This is a genomic window from Arthrobacter sp. P1_B3, assembly GCF_056406615.1.
In genome coordinates this window covers 466,928-483,610 of sequence record NZ_JBFTZV010000005.1, presented here as the reverse complement: position 1 = coordinate 483,610, position 16,683 = coordinate 466,928, and the positions used below count along the sequence as shown (strand labels likewise).

General features: G+C 67.6%; 13 protein-coding genes. 1 reads left to right on the top strand and 12 read right to left on the bottom strand.

Annotation, left to right across the window (positions count from 1 at the left end; all coding sequences use genetic code 11):
• Positions 1-137: 137 nt before the first annotated feature.
• The 11 genes from AC1D2F_RS08865 to AC1D2F_RS08815 all read right to left on the bottom strand — a co-directional run bounded on the left by AC1D2F_RS08865 (position 138) and on the right by AC1D2F_RS08815 (position 13,729).
• The gene (locus AC1D2F_RS08865; RefSeq protein ID WP_229996098.1) at positions 138-722 is read right to left on the bottom strand and encodes an SRPBCC family protein; all 585 of its coding nucleotides are present in this window, start codon (positions 720-722) and stop codon (positions 138-140) included.
• A 213-nt stretch (positions 723-935) separates the two neighbouring features.
• A complete protein-coding gene (locus AC1D2F_RS08860) occupies positions 936-1,457 on the bottom strand; it encodes a mucin-associated surface protein (RefSeq protein ID WP_229996097.1) in 522 nt (173 codons plus the stop codon).
• Complete coding sequence (locus AC1D2F_RS08855) at positions 1,454-2,692, bottom strand: serine/threonine-protein kinase (RefSeq protein ID WP_364747507.1); 1,239 nt, start codon at positions 2,690-2,692, stop codon at positions 1,454-1,456. Before AC1D2F_RS08855 ends, AC1D2F_RS08860 begins: the two co-directional genes overlap by 4 nt.
• Before the next feature lie 612 nt (positions 2,693-3,304).
• On the bottom strand, positions 3,305-4,534 hold the full coding sequence (locus tag AC1D2F_RS08850; RefSeq protein ID WP_229992933.1) for a hypothetical protein: 1,230 nt from the start codon (positions 4,532-4,534) through the stop codon (positions 3,305-3,307).
• Between the two features lie 154 nt (positions 4,535-4,688).
• Complete coding sequence (locus AC1D2F_RS08845) at positions 4,689-5,759, bottom strand: Gfo/Idh/MocA family protein (protein WP_229992932.1); 1,071 nt, start codon at positions 5,757-5,759, stop codon at positions 4,689-4,691.
• A 185-nt stretch (positions 5,760-5,944) separates the two neighbouring features.
• Positions 5,945-6,652, bottom strand: coding sequence for an ABC transporter ATP-binding protein (locus tag AC1D2F_RS08840; RefSeq protein WP_229992931.1), 708 nt, complete (start codon positions 6,650-6,652; stop codon positions 5,945-5,947).
• A gap of 2 nt (positions 6,653-6,654) precedes the next feature.
• Positions 6,655-8,091 (bottom strand): ABC transporter permease, encoded by a 1,437-nt coding sequence (locus AC1D2F_RS08835; RefSeq protein ID WP_476966551.1) that lies wholly within the window; start codon positions 8,089-8,091, stop codon positions 6,655-6,657.
• Between the two features lie 267 nt (positions 8,092-8,358).
• Entirely contained in the window at positions 8,359-9,462 is a 1,104-nt protein-coding gene (locus tag AC1D2F_RS08830; RefSeq protein WP_229992929.1) for a substrate-binding domain-containing protein, read from the bottom strand.
• A gap of 66 nt (positions 9,463-9,528) precedes the next feature.
• Positions 9,529-10,797, bottom strand: a complete 1,269-nt coding sequence (gene mmsB / locus AC1D2F_RS08825) for a multiple monosaccharide ABC transporter permease (RefSeq protein ID WP_229992928.1) — start codon at positions 10,795-10,797, stop codon at positions 9,529-9,531.
• Between the two features lie 54 nt (positions 10,798-10,851).
• Positions 10,852-12,408: a multiple monosaccharide ABC transporter ATP-binding protein gene (mmsA, locus tag AC1D2F_RS08820; protein WP_229992927.1), complete on the bottom strand. Its 1,557-nt coding sequence runs from the start codon at positions 12,406-12,408 to the stop codon at positions 10,852-10,854.
• A 130-nt stretch (positions 12,409-12,538) separates the two neighbouring features.
• A complete protein-coding gene (locus AC1D2F_RS08815) occupies positions 12,539-13,729 on the bottom strand; it encodes an ROK family transcriptional regulator (RefSeq protein WP_229992926.1) in 1,191 nt (396 codons plus the stop codon).
• 245 nt (positions 13,730-13,974) lie between these two features.
• On the opposite strand from AC1D2F_RS08815, the gene AC1D2F_RS08810 reads away from it, so the two are divergent.
• Positions 13,975-14,808, top strand: coding sequence for a nitrilase-related carbon-nitrogen hydrolase (locus AC1D2F_RS08810; RefSeq protein WP_229992940.1), 834 nt, complete (start codon positions 13,975-13,977; stop codon positions 14,806-14,808).
• Here AC1D2F_RS08810 and AC1D2F_RS08805 read toward each other — a convergent pair.
• Positions 14,787-16,610: a PucR family transcriptional regulator gene (locus AC1D2F_RS08805; RefSeq protein ID WP_229992925.1), complete on the bottom strand. Its 1,824-nt coding sequence runs from the start codon at positions 16,608-16,610 to the stop codon at positions 14,787-14,789. The genes AC1D2F_RS08810 and AC1D2F_RS08805 overlap by 22 nt on opposite strands.
• Between the last annotated feature and the right edge of the window lie 73 nt (positions 16,611-16,683).

The following is a 16,683-nucleotide window of genomic DNA, read 5'->3' as shown; positions in this document are numbered from 1 at the left end:
ACCGCCGCGGCGCTCCCGCAGCGCTCCACGGCGCCCGCTAGGTCGCCATGCAAAACGCCCCGTCTCCCGAAAGGGAGGCGGGGCGTTTTGCCGCCAGTCCGGCAGCGCAACCCAGCCGGATCAGTGCGAACGCCAGGTCAGCGCTGCTGGTCCTGGCCGAAGGGCGGCTGGGGGGCAAGGTCGGGATCGGTGTCCACGCGCTGGAAGGCAGGTTCCGCGCCGTAGCCCACCTCCTCCTGGAGCGGCACGGCGGTGGTGGCGCCCGGCGCGACTGCGTCCACGCGACCGCGCCATCCGCCCGTCTCGGCGCCGCGCTCTTCGATAAACAGCTTGAATTTCTTCAGGTCGGCAGCAACCTGGCGGGAATCAAGGCCGATGGCCGCGCCGACCTTTTCCGCGGCCGAGTCCGGCTCCCAGGTCAGCTCGACGTTCACCTTCGTTTCGGCGTCGCCGAGGTCCTCGAACCAAACGGTGCCAGCATTCCGTGGTTCGTCAAGGCTTTCCCACGACACGCGCCGGTCCGGTTCCTGCGCGGTGATCCGCGCGTCGTACTCACGCCGGACTCCACCGATGCTGGTCTTGAAATGGACAGTGGTGTCGTCCAGCTGACTAACGGATTCCACGCCGCTCATGAAGAGCGGAAATTCCTCGAACTGTGTCCACTGGTTGTAGGCCTGGTTCAGCGGAACATTGACTTCGATGGATTCCTGAACAGTTGCCATGCAGGCGTCACTCCTTCGATTGGCGGACGGCAGTCCGCGATTCTTGTCGTTGACCGGCGCAAGGCCGTTTCTCCACGCTAGCGGACTTCCTCCGAAATAGTAAGCAGGCTGACGATGGTGACGACGGAGGCGTCCCGGTCGGTCTGCGGCCAGGGCCGATGTCGCGGCCTTTTACCGTCGCGGAATCTGGTGCGGCACCAGGTAGGCGGCTCCTCAGCCCTTGCCCTTCCCCTTGTCCTTCGATTTGCCGTTACTGTTCGCGATATCGCTGGCGACCGGAGCGGGAGCCGGCGCCGGGGCAACGGCGGCAGGGGCAGTCTGGGCAGCAGCTGCCGCCTGAGCCGCGGCAGCCTGTTCAGCCGATGCTTCTTCCGCCGCCTTTCGGGCCGCCTCGGCCGCCTGCTGCGCGGCAAGATCCACCCGGACGGCCTCAATCGATGACTTGATGCTCTGGTGGCGTCTGGAGGACACCTCGCCGCTCGCGGCTGCGGCATCCAGGCGGGCCAGTAGCTCGTCAAGGTGCTTCAGGGAACCGGCGGGATCATTGGCGGCCGCAGCCTCGCTGACAGCCAGAACCTGGGATTGCAGCTGCCTGGCCGCGTCGCGGCCGAGCTCGGGCGCAGGGGAGCCGCAGCCGGCCAGTGCCCCGGCCACCAGCAGTCCCGCGAGGAGACCCGCCGGCACCCGGTACCTGGGACCGTCGTGGTCCTGCCCGGCTGTTCGCGAATGGCTCATGGTTCCACGCCCTTCTGCAGATTCTTCAGATGATCGCCGAGTGGCCCCGTAACGGTGGGGTAGGGGACGACGTCGGGGGCCGCCGGGACGGACAGTGTGACGGCGACCGTTGCTACGACAGCAAGGACTGCCAGTCCGGCAAGCAGCAGGGCCAGGCGGGTGCGGAGCCCGGCCCGGAGGAACCAGGAGGCTCCATGCGAATGCGAAAGACGGTGGCGCGGCCGGCGCGGCAGAGCATCCGGGTCCAGCCAGCTCAAGGAGCGTGTTCCTCCCGCCGCCGCTCCCGTTGCTCCTGCGGATTCGGGCCGGGATGGGCGGGGCCGCCTCGGCGGCGGGACTGGGAGTGTCCGGGTGGGCTCCGCTTGGACGGGCCCCGGCAGGGACCCGGGGGAAACGAGGGCGGTCCGGAAGGCAGCCTCGAGTTCGGCGGCCGAGGGGCGGTCCAACGGGTCGAGGACTGTCATGGCCTGGATTAGCTGTGCCCACTCCTCGGGCACGGCGTCCGGGATGACGGGTGCGCGGTGCAAACGGGCCACGGCGGATTCGACGGCGCTTCCCGGGTACTCCACATCGCCCTTGAGGCATTCGAGCAGGACCAGGCCCAGGGAGTAGATGTCACTCGCTGGTCCGAGATCGGCGCCGCGGGCCTGTTCCGGACTGAGATAGGCGGCCGTTCCCACCAGGGTTCCCGTGGACGTAAGCCGTGTCCCATCGATGATCCGGGCAATGCCGAAGTCTGTGAGCTTGGGCCGAAGCGGCTCGCCTGGCCGGACCGGCACCAGGAGGATGTTGGCGGGTTTGATGTCCCGGTGGACGATGCCGAGCCCGTGGACGTAAGCGAGGGCGTCGGCTATCCCTGCGCCGACCACGGCCAACTCGTCCAGCGGCAGGGGACTGTGGCGGATCCGGGTCCGCAGATCCTGGCCGTCTACGAGTTCCATGGTCAGGAAGGGCCGGGGTTCGTCGGGAACCCGGGTGTCCGTCCCGACGTCGAACAGCGTCACCAGGCTTGGATGGCTCAGGGTTGCCAGCAGTTGGATCTCTGCCTCCTGGCGGCGAAGCTCGTCAGGATCAGCTGATTGAGGCGCGAAGAGTTTTAGGGCAACGTCCCGGCCAAGATTCAGGTCCTTGGCAGCGTAGACCGACGCCATGCCGCCCCGGCCAATCAACTCCCCCAGCTGATAGCGGCCACCCAGGGGCTCCGCCGTGACGCTGTTGGGCGAACTGTCCACGATTTCCCCATACCTTCCGTGTGCGCACCGGCGGCGCTCCTAAAGAATGATACGGGGGACGGGTATGCGCTTCTGTTCAGTGCAGCAGATCAGTTCGATGCGGCAGATGTGTTCAGGCAGCAGATTTGCTCACTGCGGCAAAGGCGCCGGTCCCTGTATTGAAGCGCATTACGTGACGTACTTATTGACGGTCCGCTCATCCGCGGGTGCCCGTCCGCCGGAGCCGGAGCATGCCGTTGGGTCCCCCAGCGGACCCAACGACCTCGCTCCGGCGGTTACAGCACCTTGATGGGAGCGGTGGCATGCGTTAGGGCGGGCGGGGTTTGCAGCCGGGGCGCGGCTGCGGACCGGAGCGCTCAGGGTGCGAGGGAGGGCGCCGTCCTTGGGCCAGTCCTTCCCGGGCCAGCCCGGGCGTGGCCAGCCCGGGCGTGGACGGCGAAGGCGTGGATGGCGAAGGCGTGGAGGGCGAAGGCGCTGACGGGGTCAGGCGGGCGGGAATTGGGGTGCCGGATACCCGGCGGTGGACGGTCGAGTCCATGGGGGATTCTCCTGGGTGACTGTGGGCGGCCAAGGCAGCCCGAGGGGCCGTGCTCTGTGGAGGCAGAGACGGCCCGACTAGTCAGGAGAAGAACCAGGATCAGCGCATACGGCTGAGTACTCGTGCTGGAGCGGACCGCCGATGGGGTCAGCCCCGATGGTGGGCAGGTAGAAGAACAGGCTGGGCATCCACGCAGCTGTTCCGGCAGGTCCGTTGGCGCAGTGCCCGCTGCCGGACCCCGAGCCCGGAGCAGGCGGGAGCGCTTCCGGGGCAGGCAGGTCCGTGCCGCCATGCCATGGGCTCGGGCCCGGGTTGCCGGAGGGAACCGGCGGTTCACCAGTCCCGGCAGGGGGGTCGGCCGCAGGGGCAGCGCCAGGCCGGACAGGCGCCGCCGCACGGGGCTCAGGCAGCAGCAAGGGCGCGTAGGTTACTGGGGTGACCGGGGGATGGTACGCCTCGAGGGGACGGGCCGCAGTGGGACCGGTGGTAGCGGGCGCCGGCTGCGTTGATGATGCTGCCTTCGCGGTGTCTGCTTTTGCGCTACCCGCGGTGGGAGTGCCGGCCGACGACGATGCGCCGTCGGCGGCTGCCGGCGTGCCCGCCGGCGTCCCCGTTTGGACCTCGCCCGGAACGACGCCGCCTGGAGGGACGGCTGCCGGGTCACCGGGCAGTGGGCCAGCCGGATCGGTAATCGGAAGCGTGGGGTCTGCAACCGGCGGAACAACGCCGGGATCCGGTGCCGCGGGGTCAACAACCGGTGGGTCAACAACCGGTGGGTCAACAACCGGTGGGTCAACAACCGGTGGGACAACGCCGGGGTCCGGGACGGCAGGATCCACACCGGGGACGCCGGGGTCCACCACGGGCGGGGTCACTGCCGGAGCAGGGAGCGCCGGGTCGACTGCCGCCGGCCCTGTGGCGGGCGGTGCCGAGTCCGGAACCTGGGCCGCCGAGCCCGGGTCCGCCTGCGCAGGCTCGTCGGCGTCGGCGGGATCAACGTCCGCGATATCTGGCCTCGGGCCAGGAACGGCACCAGCGGACCAGGTGCTGGGCGGTACCGGAGCGATGTCCACGGAGACCGGGCCGTCGAGGGAGGGAACAGGGAGGTCGTCGGCGTCCGTGCAGTCGGCGACCGCCGATCTCTCGCCGGCGTCGTCGGCTGTCCCGGAGAACGTGCACGCGTCATCCGCCTGTGCGGCCGTGCCGGAGAGGGTCAGCCACGCGGCACCGGCGACGGCGGCCAACAGCACATGGCGCAAGGGGCGCAGGGTGCGGCCCGCGCGGGAGGACGCTGCTGCTGGATCCATGCGCGCACCCCCGCTCCCGGAAAACTGGACGATTGCCTACAGGGTAAGTCGGCCCCAACGGGAGAGTCCAGAGCGGAACCGAAACTGTAGGCATACCGAGACACTCGGAAGGCGTCGGATCCGGTGCCTGTGGGACGTGGAAAGTGGGACGTGGTCAGTGGGCGTCGTTCGGGTAGGTCACCCCGAGTTGCGCGCGCACACCGTCGAATAGCCGCATGGTGTTCAGGGAGTCCTCCAGCGGCATAACCGGGCTCTCGGTGAGTCCGTGCTGGATGCACCGCGTGACCTCGCGCAGTTCGTAGGTGTAGCCGCGCCCGACCACCGCGAACCGCTCGGTCCGGGGATCGTCGAAGCCGATCCTGACCAGCAGTTCCTTGGGGTTGTTAATGGAGCCGGACGTCTGCAGGAAGCCCTGGCTGCCGGCGACGGTGGCCGTTCGGGGCCCGTGCGCCAGCAAAGAGGATGTCAGCTGGGCTTGCCCGCCGTGGTGGTAGCCGAGCGTCAAGGCGTTTTGGGCGTCCACGCCGTCGTCATTGAGCCAACCGGTGGCGCTGACGGTTTGCGGGAACCCCAGGGTGCCAAGCGCCCAAAGCAGCGGGTAGACCGTCAGGTCCAGCAGGGCGCCGCCGCCGTCCTTGGGCGCCCAGAGCCGGGAGGCGGGCGAGTACGGCGCCGGAAAGCCGAGATCGGCGCCCACCCACTTGACCGCGCCGATCTCGCCCGAGGCAGCGATCTCAAACGCCCGCTGCATGCTGGGCAGGAACCGGCTCCACACCGCCTCCATCAGGAACAGGCCCTTTGCCCGGGCCGCCGCAATCAGCTCGGCGGCTTCCCGGGCGTTGACGGTCAGGGCCTTCTCGCACAGCACATGCTTGCCGGCGTTGAGGGCGGCAAGGGCGATCTCGTGGTGGTGGGCGTGTGGCGTGGCGACATAGACGACGTCGACGCCGTCGTCCGCGAGCAGGCGGGCATAACCGCTGACGCCGTCCCGGTCACCGTAGGCGCGGACAAAGCCGTAGTCGGCCGCGAAGGCATCGGCCGCCGCTTGGGTGCGGGAACTGACGGCGTACAGTTCCGCATCCGCCAGAAGTTCAAGGTCACGGGTGAGCGCAGCGGCGATCCCTCCGGTGGCGATGATTCCCCAGCGCAGCCTGGCGCCGGTGGCTGTGCGGGGATCCTGGTCAGGCTGGCTGAACAGCCACGGTTTCGCGATGAGGTCAGACATGATGCCATCTTCTCACCCGGGGGCGGAAGGGCCGCGGTGTTGCAGGCCCGGCACGCGTGAGGTTCAGCGCGCAAGGAGGTTCAGTTCAGGAGGCTCGACGCCGAAACCGCGGACGGCCCCGGAAGGACCGCCCGCGGGGCGGCGCCGGGCGGGCCTCAGCCGGGTGGGCGTCAGCCCGGCCGGCCTCAGCCGGTTACGGCCGCCGTCGCACGGGTCCGTACCGGTTCCTCCGTGAGCCGGCCCTGCTGGAGCCGGAAGCGCCGGTCCGTCTTGTTGGCCAGGGCGCGGTCGTGGGTGACCACGAGGATGGTGGTGTTGTGGTCCCGGCTGAGCGTGCTGAGGAGCTCGATGATGTGCTCGCCGGTCTGCTCGTCCAGGTTGCCGGTGGGTTCATCGGCCAGGATCAGCTTGGGTTCGTTCGCCAGCGCCCGGGCAATCGCGACCCGCTGCTGCTCGCCGCCGGAGAGCCGGTTGATGCGCCGCACGTGCTTGTACGGATCGAGCTGGACCTGTTCGAGCAGCTGCCGGGCCCGCTCGGCCCGGACGCCCTTGCGCACGCCGGCAAACTCCATCGGCAGCATCACGTTGTCCACGGCCGAGAGATTCGGGATCAGGTTGAACTGCTGGAACACGAATCCGATGTCCCGGCGCCGGTAGTTGGTCAGCTTCCCGTCCGGCATGGTGGCCAGGCTCACGCCGTTGACCACCACATCGCCGCTGGTGGGCTTGTCCAAGGCACCGAGCAGGGAGAGCAGGGTGCTTTTGCCGCTGCCGCTCTTGCCCACGATCGAGGCCAGCGCGCCCTGTTCGAGCTCGAAGCTGACGTCGTTGACCGGCTTGATGGTCCGGTCGCCGGACTTGAACGTGCGGACCAGGTTCTTGACTTCGATCATGGCTATTCTCCTCGGAGGACTTCGATGGGACGGATGCGGGCGGTGAGCAGGGCCGGCACCAGGGCCCCGATGATGGCGACGCCGAAGACCGCGGCGATGCCCGCGGCAATGACGCCGGGGGAGGCGCTCGCCGTCACGGAGGTCAGCAGCTGGCTGGCCCCGCCGAGCGGGCCGCCCGGCCCGCCCGGGAAACCGCCGGGACCGCCGCGCTGGGCGGTTGCCGCGCTCGTGGTGCTGCTTGAGCTGATGAGGGCGCTGGCGATGCCGCCGCTGGCAAGGGAGGCGACGGCGGCGCCCACCACGCTGCCCAGTGCCACCAGCACGAGGGCCTCCAGCACAAACTGCAGGCCGATGGTGCGGTTTGGGGCGCCGATGGCCTTCAGGACGCCGATCTCGCGGCGGCGTTCGCGGACCAGCATGACCATGATCAGGAGGATGATCAGCCCGGCGGTGCCAAGGGCCGCGACGAAGGCGATGAAGGAAATATTCTTGACGCTGTCCAGCGAGCTGACGGCAGTCTCAAGGTTCCGCTGCCCCTGGGTGACGTCGGCCTTGTCGGCGCCGAGCGCCGCCTGCAGGGCGGTCTTGGCGGCGTCGACGTTTTCCATGCTGTTGACCGTGACGATCATGGTGGAGAGTTCGTCCGGCAGCGCGGCGAGGGTCTGGGCGGTCGGAAGCGTTACATAGAGGGCGTTGTTGCCGAAGGCGGTGCCGGAGTCGAACAGTCCCTGGACAGTGAAGGTCTGGTCCTGGATGGTGAACGTCGAGCCCACGCTGAGGCCGTTCTTGGTGGCCAGGGTGGTGCCCAGCAGGGCGCCGGTGGACGCGGCGGTGTAGTTGCCCAGACCGGTGCCTTGCGTCAACTGCAGGGCCTTGCCGGTGGAGTCCATCTCGGCGTCGATGCCCGTTGCGGTGATGGGCAGCGAGAACGCCGGCGCGGCCGCAGTGGTACTGCCCGTGGTGCCGCTTGTGCTGCCCGCTGTCCCGGAAGTCTCTTGGTTTCGGTTGCCGAGAGTTCCGGCGTCGACGGCGGCCGTGAGGCTCGTGGTGACAGAGGTGGCAGACTGCCCGCCGGGGCCGCCTTGGCCTGTCCGTCCTGTCTGGCCCGCGGCCGCCTCGGCGGCAATTTCTGCGGCGTTGCGCAGGCGCAGTGCCTTGGTGCCGACCACGCTGCTGACGTTGGGGACGGCCGCCGCCGTGGCCGCCTGTGCCGAGGTCAGCGGCTCGCCGCCGCCTTCGAAACCCTGGCCGCCGGCCGGGTTCACGGTCAGGACCGTGCCCACCGAGGCGTTCAGTTCGGCGACCTTGCCTGTGACGGCCTGGTTGGCCACGAGCATGGCCAGGGCAAGTCCGATGGCTACGGCCAGCACGGCCACCACGGCGGCGGTCCTGACCTTGTTTCGGAAGGCATTGCCTACACTCCGGGCAAGAACGCTCACGGTACTCCTAATTTTTTGGGTGTCTCTGGGGTGCCACTTGCCGGAACCCGATGCCCGGCGCTGGTCCCACAGTGGTACGGGCCGCTGTGCGAACGTCCCGGCGAAGCTATGTCTGCGCTGTGAAGCCAAGTTGCCGGAGGCAGCGCCACCGCCACGGTGAGAGCCGGCGCGGGTCACGGCCAACGCAAGAGCCCCGGCCCTCCCTTGCGGGGGAGCCGGGGCTCTGTTGTCTCGCCTGCGCCGGTGCAGCTGGCGCCTAGACGGGTACTACTGCTTGGTGATCGGTCCGAGTACCGGATCGTTGACGTAGGCAGTGTGGACGTTTTCCTGGGTCACGATGACCGGCTCCAGCAGGTACGCGGGAACAACCTTGACCGTGTTGTTGTAGGACTTGTCGTCGTTGATCTCCGGCTTCTTGCCTGCCTGGATGTCGTTGACCATGACGATCGAGTGCTCAACGAGCGCGCGGGTGTCCTTGTTGATGGTGGAGTACTGCTCGCCCGCCATGATGGACTTGACCGACTCAACCTCGGAGTCCTGGCCTGTGACAACCGGAATCGGCTTGCCGGCGGCCTTGACGGAGGTGATGATCGCGCGGGCCAGGGTGTCGTTCGGGGACAGCACGCCGTCGAGCGGGGCGCTGCCGTAGGTTCCGGCGAGCAGGGTGTCCATGCGCTTCTGGGCGTTCTCGGCCTTCCAGCCCTGGGTAACGGCCTGCTCGAAGGTCGTCTGGCCCGAGAGCACCTTCAGTGTGCCGTCGTCCATCTTCGGCTTCAGGACGCTCATGGCGCCGTCGAAGAAGACCTTCGCGTTGGCGTCATCAGGGGAACCTGCGAAGAGTTCGATGTTGTACGGGCCTTCCGGCTTCTTGGCCTTCATGCCGTCCAGCAGCGCCTTGCCCTGGAGTTCACCGACCTTGAAGTTGTCGTAGGCCACGTAGTAGTCCACGTTCTCGGTGTTCAGGAGCAGACGGTCGTAGGCGATGATCGTGGCGCCGGCGTCCTTGGCCTGCTTGAGCTGGGTGCCCAGCTGCGCGCCGTCGATGGCGCCGACGATGATGACCTTGGCGCCCTTGGTGATCATGGCGCTGATCTGGTTCTGCTGTTCAGAAACGCCGCCGTTGGCGAACTGCACGTCCGGCTTGTAGCCTGCCGCGGTGAGGCCGTCGTTGAACAGCTGCTCCGCCAGGACCCAGTTTTCGGAGGTCTTCTGCGGGAGTGCGACGCCGATCGAGGAGCCCTTCGGGAATGCTTCGCCTCCAGTGGTCGAACCGCCGGTGGTCCCGGTGTCGGAACGGCCGCAGGCTGTCAGCGCCAGTGCCGCAATAGCAGCGATCGCTGCTGCCTTTCCTGCTTTACCAATCATTCGCATTGCTTGGTTCACTTTCTTTTGATGGTGTGCGGAGAAATGTGGGAATTGTGGACCGGCCGGAGTAGATCAGATGCCCCTCGAGATGACCTCTTTGGTTTGGGTCGTCTCGTCGGCCTTGATCTCGCTGCTGCGGCCGAAGTTCTTCATGAGCATGCCGACGATCGATGTCTTGCCCTGGGTCTTGTTGTAGACGTCGAACGCGACGGCGATCAGGAGCACCAGGCCCTTGATGATCTGGGTGAGGTCGGCGCCGACGCCCATGAGCTGCAGGCCGTTGTTCAGGACGGCCATGACCAGGCCGCCGATGATCGAGCCGATCACAGTGCCCACGCCGCCGGTGACCGCGGCGCCGCCGATGAACACGGCCGCGATGGCGTCCAGTTCCCAGCCGACGCCGTCGAACGGTCCCGAGGCGGTGGAGCGGCCGACGAAGATCATGCCGGCGAGGCCGGCCAGGAAGGACATGTTCATCATGACCAGGAAGTTGACCTTCTTGGACTGGACACCGGAGAGCTCGGCAGCGTGCCGGTTGCCGCCGACCGCGTAGATGTGGCGGCCGATGACGGTCTTGGAGGAGATGAAGCCGTATACGAGGATCAGGACCGCGAGGATCAGGCCCGGCACCGGGAAGGACGTGCCCGGCCGGCCGGTGGCGAAGAGGTAGGTGGCGTAGAGGATGGCGCCGGAGACGAGCACCAGCTTCAGGACCATGACCCAGGTTTCGGAGACCTCGGCGCCGAGCTTCTTGGCGTTCCGGCGGGACCGGATCTCGCTGAAGATCACGAACGCGACGGCGAGCAGGCCAATGAGCATGGTGGGGTTGTTGTAGCCGGTATTCGGGCCAAACTCGGGCAGGTAGCCGGAGCCGATGTACTGGAAATCCGCAGGGACCGGGATGGTGTTCGACTTGCCGACAAACTGGTTGGCGCCGCGGAAGATCAGCATGCCGGACAGCGTCACGATGAACGCGGGAATGCCGACGTAGGCCACCCAGTATCCCTGCCAGGCCCCGATCAGGACGCCCAGCCCCAGCCCCATCAGGACGCCGATGTACCAAGGCATTCCCCAGTCGCGGATGAAGAGGGACACACAGACGCCCACGAAGGCCGCGACGGAACCGACGGAGAGATCGATGTGGCCGGCGATGATGACCAGCACCATGCCGATGGCGAGGATCAGGATGTAGGAGTTGCCGTTGAAGAGGTTGATGACGTTGCCCGACGTGAGCGTGCGGCCCTCCGTGAAAATCTCGAAGAACACGATCAGCGCAACCAGGGCGAAGATCATGCCGAATTGGCGGGTGTTGCCGCCAAAGAGCTTCTTGAGCGCGTTCATTGTTTCATTCCTTGTGTCCGGGGTGTTCGGATTGTTCTGGTTGGTCCCACAGGGTCAGGCGGTTTTGCGGGCGGACGTCATGAGTTTCATGAGGCTTTCCTGGCTGGCTTGGTCTTTGTCCAGCACGCCGGTGATGGCGCCTTCGAAGATCGTGTAGATCCGGTCCGAGAGGCCCAGCAGCTCGGGCAGCTCCGAGGAAATGACGATCACTGCCTTGCCCTCGTTGGCCAGCTTCTGGATGATGCCGTAGATCTCGTACTTGGCCCCGACGTCGATCCCGCGGGTCGGCTCGTCCAGGATCAGCACGTCCGGGTCGGTAAACATCCACTTCGCCAGCACGACCTTCTGCTGGTTGCCGCCGGAGAGCTTCGCGACGCCTTCCTCCACGGAGGGCGTCTTGGTCCGCAGCGCCTTCCGATATTCCTCCGCGACGGCGTATTCCTTGTTCGCGTCCACCACGAAGTGCTTGCTGATCTTGCGCAGGTTCGCCGAGACGGTCGTGGCCTTGATGTCGTCCAGCAGGTTCAGGCCCAGGGACTTGCGGTCCTCCGTGACGTAGCCCAGCCCGGCGTCGATCGCCTGGCGGACGCTTTTGAGCTGCAGCTCCTTGCCGTCTTTGTAGACGTGGCCCGAGATGAAGCGGCCGTAGGAGCGGCCGAACACGGACCGGGCCAGCTCGGTGCGCCCGGCCCCCATCAGGCCCGCGAACCCGACGATCTCGCCGCGGCGGACGAAGAAGCTGGAGTTCTTGCAGACCAGGCGGTCCTGGATCGCCGGGTGCCCGACGTTCCAGTTCTTGACCTCGAAGAGGACATCGCCGATCTTCGGCTCGTGATCCGGGAACCGGGATTCCAGCGTCCGGCCCACCATGCCCTTGATGATGCGGTCCTCGTCGACGCCGTCGGCCTTGACATTCAGGGTCTCGATCGACTTGCCGTCGCGGATGATCGTGATCTCATCCGCGATCTGTTCGATCTCGTTGAGCTTGTGCGAAATGATGATCGAGGTGATGCCGCGGCCCTTCAGGCCCAGCATGAGGTCCAGCAGGTGCTGGGAGTCGGACTCGTTCAGCGCGGCCGTGGGCTCGTCCAGGATCAGGAGCTTCACCGACTTGTTCAGGGCCTTGGCGATCTCGACCAGCTGCTGCTTGCCGACGCCGATCTCCTTGATCGGGGTGTCCGGGTCCTCGCGCAACCCCACCCGGGCCAGCAGCTCGGTGGAGCGGGTCCGGGCCTCGGCCCAGTCGATCACGCCGCGCTTGGTGGGCTCGTTGCCGAGGAAGATGTTCTCCATGATCGACAGCTCGGGGATGAGCGCGAGTTCCTGGTGGATGATCACGATTCCGGCGTGTTCGCTGGCCCGGATGTCCTTGAACTCCTGGACCTCGTTCTGGTACACGATGTCGCCGGTGTAGGTGCCGAACGGGTATACCCCCGAGAGCACCTTCATCAGGGTCGATTTCCCGGCGCCGTTCTCACCGCAGATGGCGTGGATCTCGCCGGCCTTCACCCGCAGGCTTACATCGGCCAAAGCTTTAACGCCGGGGAATTCCTTGGTGATGGAGCGCATCTCGAGAATTAGCGGATCACTGTGCGTGTTGAGGGACGTCATCTGCCCTTACGCCTCCAATGCATGACTTCGTTGTCCGCCCCTGCAAACCGCAGGGCCGTCTGATGGAAAAGTAAACTGGATCACGCCCTTGTCGTCAAGTCTTTAACGCAACGGGCGGATAACGAAATGGTTAGTTACGCCGGATTCCGGCGTGCTGGAAGACCAAAGCCGTGGCCCCGAGGGCCTCCGCCCGGTCGCCCAGGGACGACATTGTGAGGGTGGTTGTCTCGCCGATGACCGGCACGGCGTGGCGGATCAGGCCGCGCCGGATCGGGTCCAAAAGGAGTTCGCCAAGCCCCGCCAGTGGGCCGCCGACCACGATCACTTCGGGGTTGATCAGGTTCGCCACGTTGCCCAGGGCGCGCCCGACGGCGAGCCCGGCGTCGTCCACCACACGGAGCGTCGCGGAGTCCCGCTCCAGGGCCTTGCGCACGATGTCCCCGGGCGTGAGCGGCCGGTCCTCACCGCGGCTCAGGAGCTCGATCATGGTGGTGGTGGAGGCTATCGTTTCCAGGCAGCCGCGGTTCCCGCACCGGCAGATCAGCCCGTGCTCGTGGATTGTGGCATGGCCGATTTCGCCCGTGATGCCGACGTTGCCGTAGTAGGGGATGCCGTTGAGGATCAGCCCCGCGCCGATGCCCGAGCCGATCTTGAGGAACATCAGGTTGCTGATGCCGCTGTGCGGTCCCCACGTGACCTCGGAGAGGGCGCCCAGGTTGGCGTCATTGTCCACGAATACAGGCAGTTCCAGCGCTTCTTCGAGGCGTTTGAGGATGTTGATGCCCACCCATTCGGGCAGGATCGCGCCCTGCGCCACGGTGCCGGTGCGGCGGTCGATGGGGCCGGGAATTCCTACGCCGGCACCGACCAGGGCGCTGCGCTCCACGCCGCTGTCCGCGAGCAATCGGTCCAACACGCCGACGGCGGCCTGGATGCCCTCCTCGGCGTGGTGGCCCAGGGGCAGCAGGACCGACTGTTCGGCGATCACGTGGTAGCTGAGCGAGGCCAGTACGACGCGCAGGTGCCGCCGGCCAAAATCGATCCCCACCGCGACGGCCCCGTTGCTGTTGAGCCGGACGTTCAGGGCGCGCCGCCCTGAGCTGGTAATCGGTTCAGTGGAGGCCAGCCCGGCGTCCTGCATGATCTTGACGATGTTCGAAACAGTGGCCGTCGATAGCCCTGTCTGGCGGGCCAGTTCCGCTTGCGTGGAGGGGCCCGCGAGGAGGCATTCGATGATCCGCTGCTGGTTCAGATGCCGGAGGGCGGACTGCGATCCGGGGTTCTTGGTTCGGCTCCTCGTTGAGCGCGTTGGTGAGGGCATGCTATGAAGCGTGACGCATCGGCGGCTTGTAGTCAAGAAGTTAACGCATTGATAACGGCCGTCTGGGTTTCCGGGGACGCGACGGGCCGCCGGCCCTCCCGGTCTTGACCGCCGGGACGTTCCGCCCCGTTCGCCGGCTGGCTGGGTGGAAATGCACCAAATGCGGCTTCCCCGGCCGCGGCTACTCTGGGAGCAGAGAGTCCGCAGTGCTCCTGCGGAGGTACCCCGAGAGTCGTGAGGTGGTAATGGTGCTGCTGGCCCTGATGCAGGCGAACGCCGCCGTGCTGGATGCGAAGGCGAACTGCGCCGCGGTGGAGGCGGCGGCGCGCGAAGCGTCCGCCGCTGGTGCGCAGCTGCTGCTGACCCCGGAGCTTTTCCCCGTGGGCTATGCGCCGCGCCGGCTGCGGTCAGCCTTCGATCCCGGCACGCTGCCTGCGCTCCGGGAGGCCCTGGCCGGCATCGCCCGGCGCCACAACATTGCCCTGGTCTACAGCCTCCCCGCCGTAACGCCGGCGGGGGAGTGGCACATTTCCGCCACCCTGGTTGACGCGTCCGGCGACGAACTGCTCACTTACGACAAGGTGCACCTGTTCGGCCCCGAGGAACGCGCAGCGTTTGCGCCGGCCGCGGCAGCCCCTGGCGTCGTCGACTTCCACGGGCTCAAAACTGCCCTGGTCATTTGCTACGACATCGAGTTTCCCGAGTCCGCACGGGCCGCCGCCGTGCGCGGCGCCGAACTGCTGCTGGTGCCGACCGCACTCGCCGGCGGGTTCGACGCGGTGCCGAACGTATTGGTCCGGGCCAGGGCGCTGGAGAACCAGCTGACAGTGGCGTACGCCAACCACACCGGCTCGGAGGAAGGCTACGACTTCCGCGGCGGCAGCATCGTGGCGGGCGCGGACGGCACGGTCCTGGCCGCGGCCGGCCCCGGGACGGAACTGCTCTTTGCCGAGCTGGGAGGAGCTGTGCGCGCCGACGCGGACAGGACGGATGATGCGGACGGGGCAGACGACGCGGATGACGCCGTCGCCTACCTGCGCGACCGCCGCCCGGACGTCTACCGTTCCTGGGGCATCTGACCCGCGGGAGGTCCGGTATCGGGTGAAGCGGCCGCGACGGCAGCAGCGACCGGGGCGCCTCCCGGGGATACTGCGTCGGGCAACTCGGGTCCGCCCTGGTCCTGATGGGCGATGTACTGGAGGGCGATCCACAGCTCCGCGCGGGCCTGGGCCCGATTGAGATCCAGGCCCAGCAGCTCGCCGATGACGCCGATCTGCCGGCGGACGCTGTTGCGATGCAGCGCCGTGGCCTTCGCCGTGGCGTCCCAGCTGCCGTTCTCACCAAGCCAGGCCCGCAGGATGCCCAGCAGGGTGTCGCGGCGCTCCGGTTCCAGCGCGAGCACCGGTGCGAGCAGGCGGTCCGCCAGCATGGTGCCGGCCTCGGAACCCAGCAGGCCCGTCACGGACCAAGTCACGTCGTCCGCCCGGACGCTTCGGCGGCTGGTCAGCACCCGGTTGCGCAGCGAGGAGGCGTCCTGGTAGGCGCCCGCCAGGCCCGAGAATTCGGTGCCGCTGCCGATTACCAGGCGCCAGCCGAGCCGCTCCACCTCGGCGAGCAAGGCGTCGTCGACCTTGAGCCGGGTGATGGCGGCAAAGCCGTAGTCGGTGTGCTCCACCAGTTTGGTGTCGAACAGCCTGCGCCATTCCAGCAGCTCCCGCACCGGGCCCTCGCCCGTCTGGCGCGGTCCGCCCGCCGCCCGGTCGCTGCCCGCGGCGGCGTCCACCCGGATGCCCTGGACCACCCGCAAATGGCCGGACCGGGTGGAGGAAAGGCTTTGTGCCAGCAGGTCCTTCAACCCGTTGACCTGCCGTGCAGTTCCCGACGCCACGCTCTCCGGATGCAACAGCAGCGCCGTGGCAAGCTGGCTAGGGGCCAGGGAACCGCTGGTGCGCTGGCGGACCAGCAGTTCCAGCAGCCCGACGGCGGTGGAGACCACGTTGTTCTGGGCCGGGGTCAGCGGGGCGTCCGTGCCTAGGACGAGCGCGCCGAGGTTGGCGTCCCGGGTGCTGCGCAGCGGATACCCGAAGACCAGGGATGAGCCTGCCGCGTCGAATGAATCCATCTCCACCCGGGGGCCGCTGCCGGCGAGCAGCCGGGCCAACAGCGGCTGCAAGGCGGCGGAATCAACGCCCGGCACGGTGCCGGCAACGGAGTGCGCGGAGTGCGGGCCGGGGGAGCCGCCCGAGCCCCGGGCACGCACCCGCCCGTCCGCCCCGACCAGCACGGCCCAGACCGGGACGCGCTGCACCAGGGCCGCGAGGAGCTCGTGCTCGGGGCGTGCAGACAAGACCGCCCGCATGAGCTGCCGATTGGTGTCGGCCAGTTGGCGGAAGGTCTTGGCGTTGTCCGACTCAAGGAGCCGGGAGAACGCGAGTCCCAGCGCGGCGAACGGGATGGTCCCCGGGATGGACACCAGGGTCAGGTTGTGCCGCCGACAGGCCCTAACCACGGTATCCGGCACGGCCTCGAAGTAGGGTTCCAGGCCAAAGCCGAGGGCGCCGACGCGGGCCCCGACCAGGCGCAGCACGTAGGCGTCCACCGCCTCCTCGCTGCCACCATCACCCACGAACGGCAGGCCGGCGGTGAGCAGGAATTCGCCGTCGAGCAGGTAAGGGGTCGGATCATCCAGCTCGCTCGGCTCCACCCAGCGCAGGCGCTCGTCCCCGTTGCCGCCGTCGTGCAGGACGCCGAGCTCCGGCAGCTGGCGCAGGAACTGTGGCAGCGTGACGAAACCAAACCGCTCGGAGTCCTCAGCAGCCACGGCCGCGGCCCCCGTCCAGCCGGGCCGGCCGCCGGGCAGGACGCCGGGCCTGCGGTGCATTAAGTCTCATGTCTGAAGAATACAGGTCATTTTGCACAACCATGAGAGGTGGCTCACATGCCTAGGGTGGTCA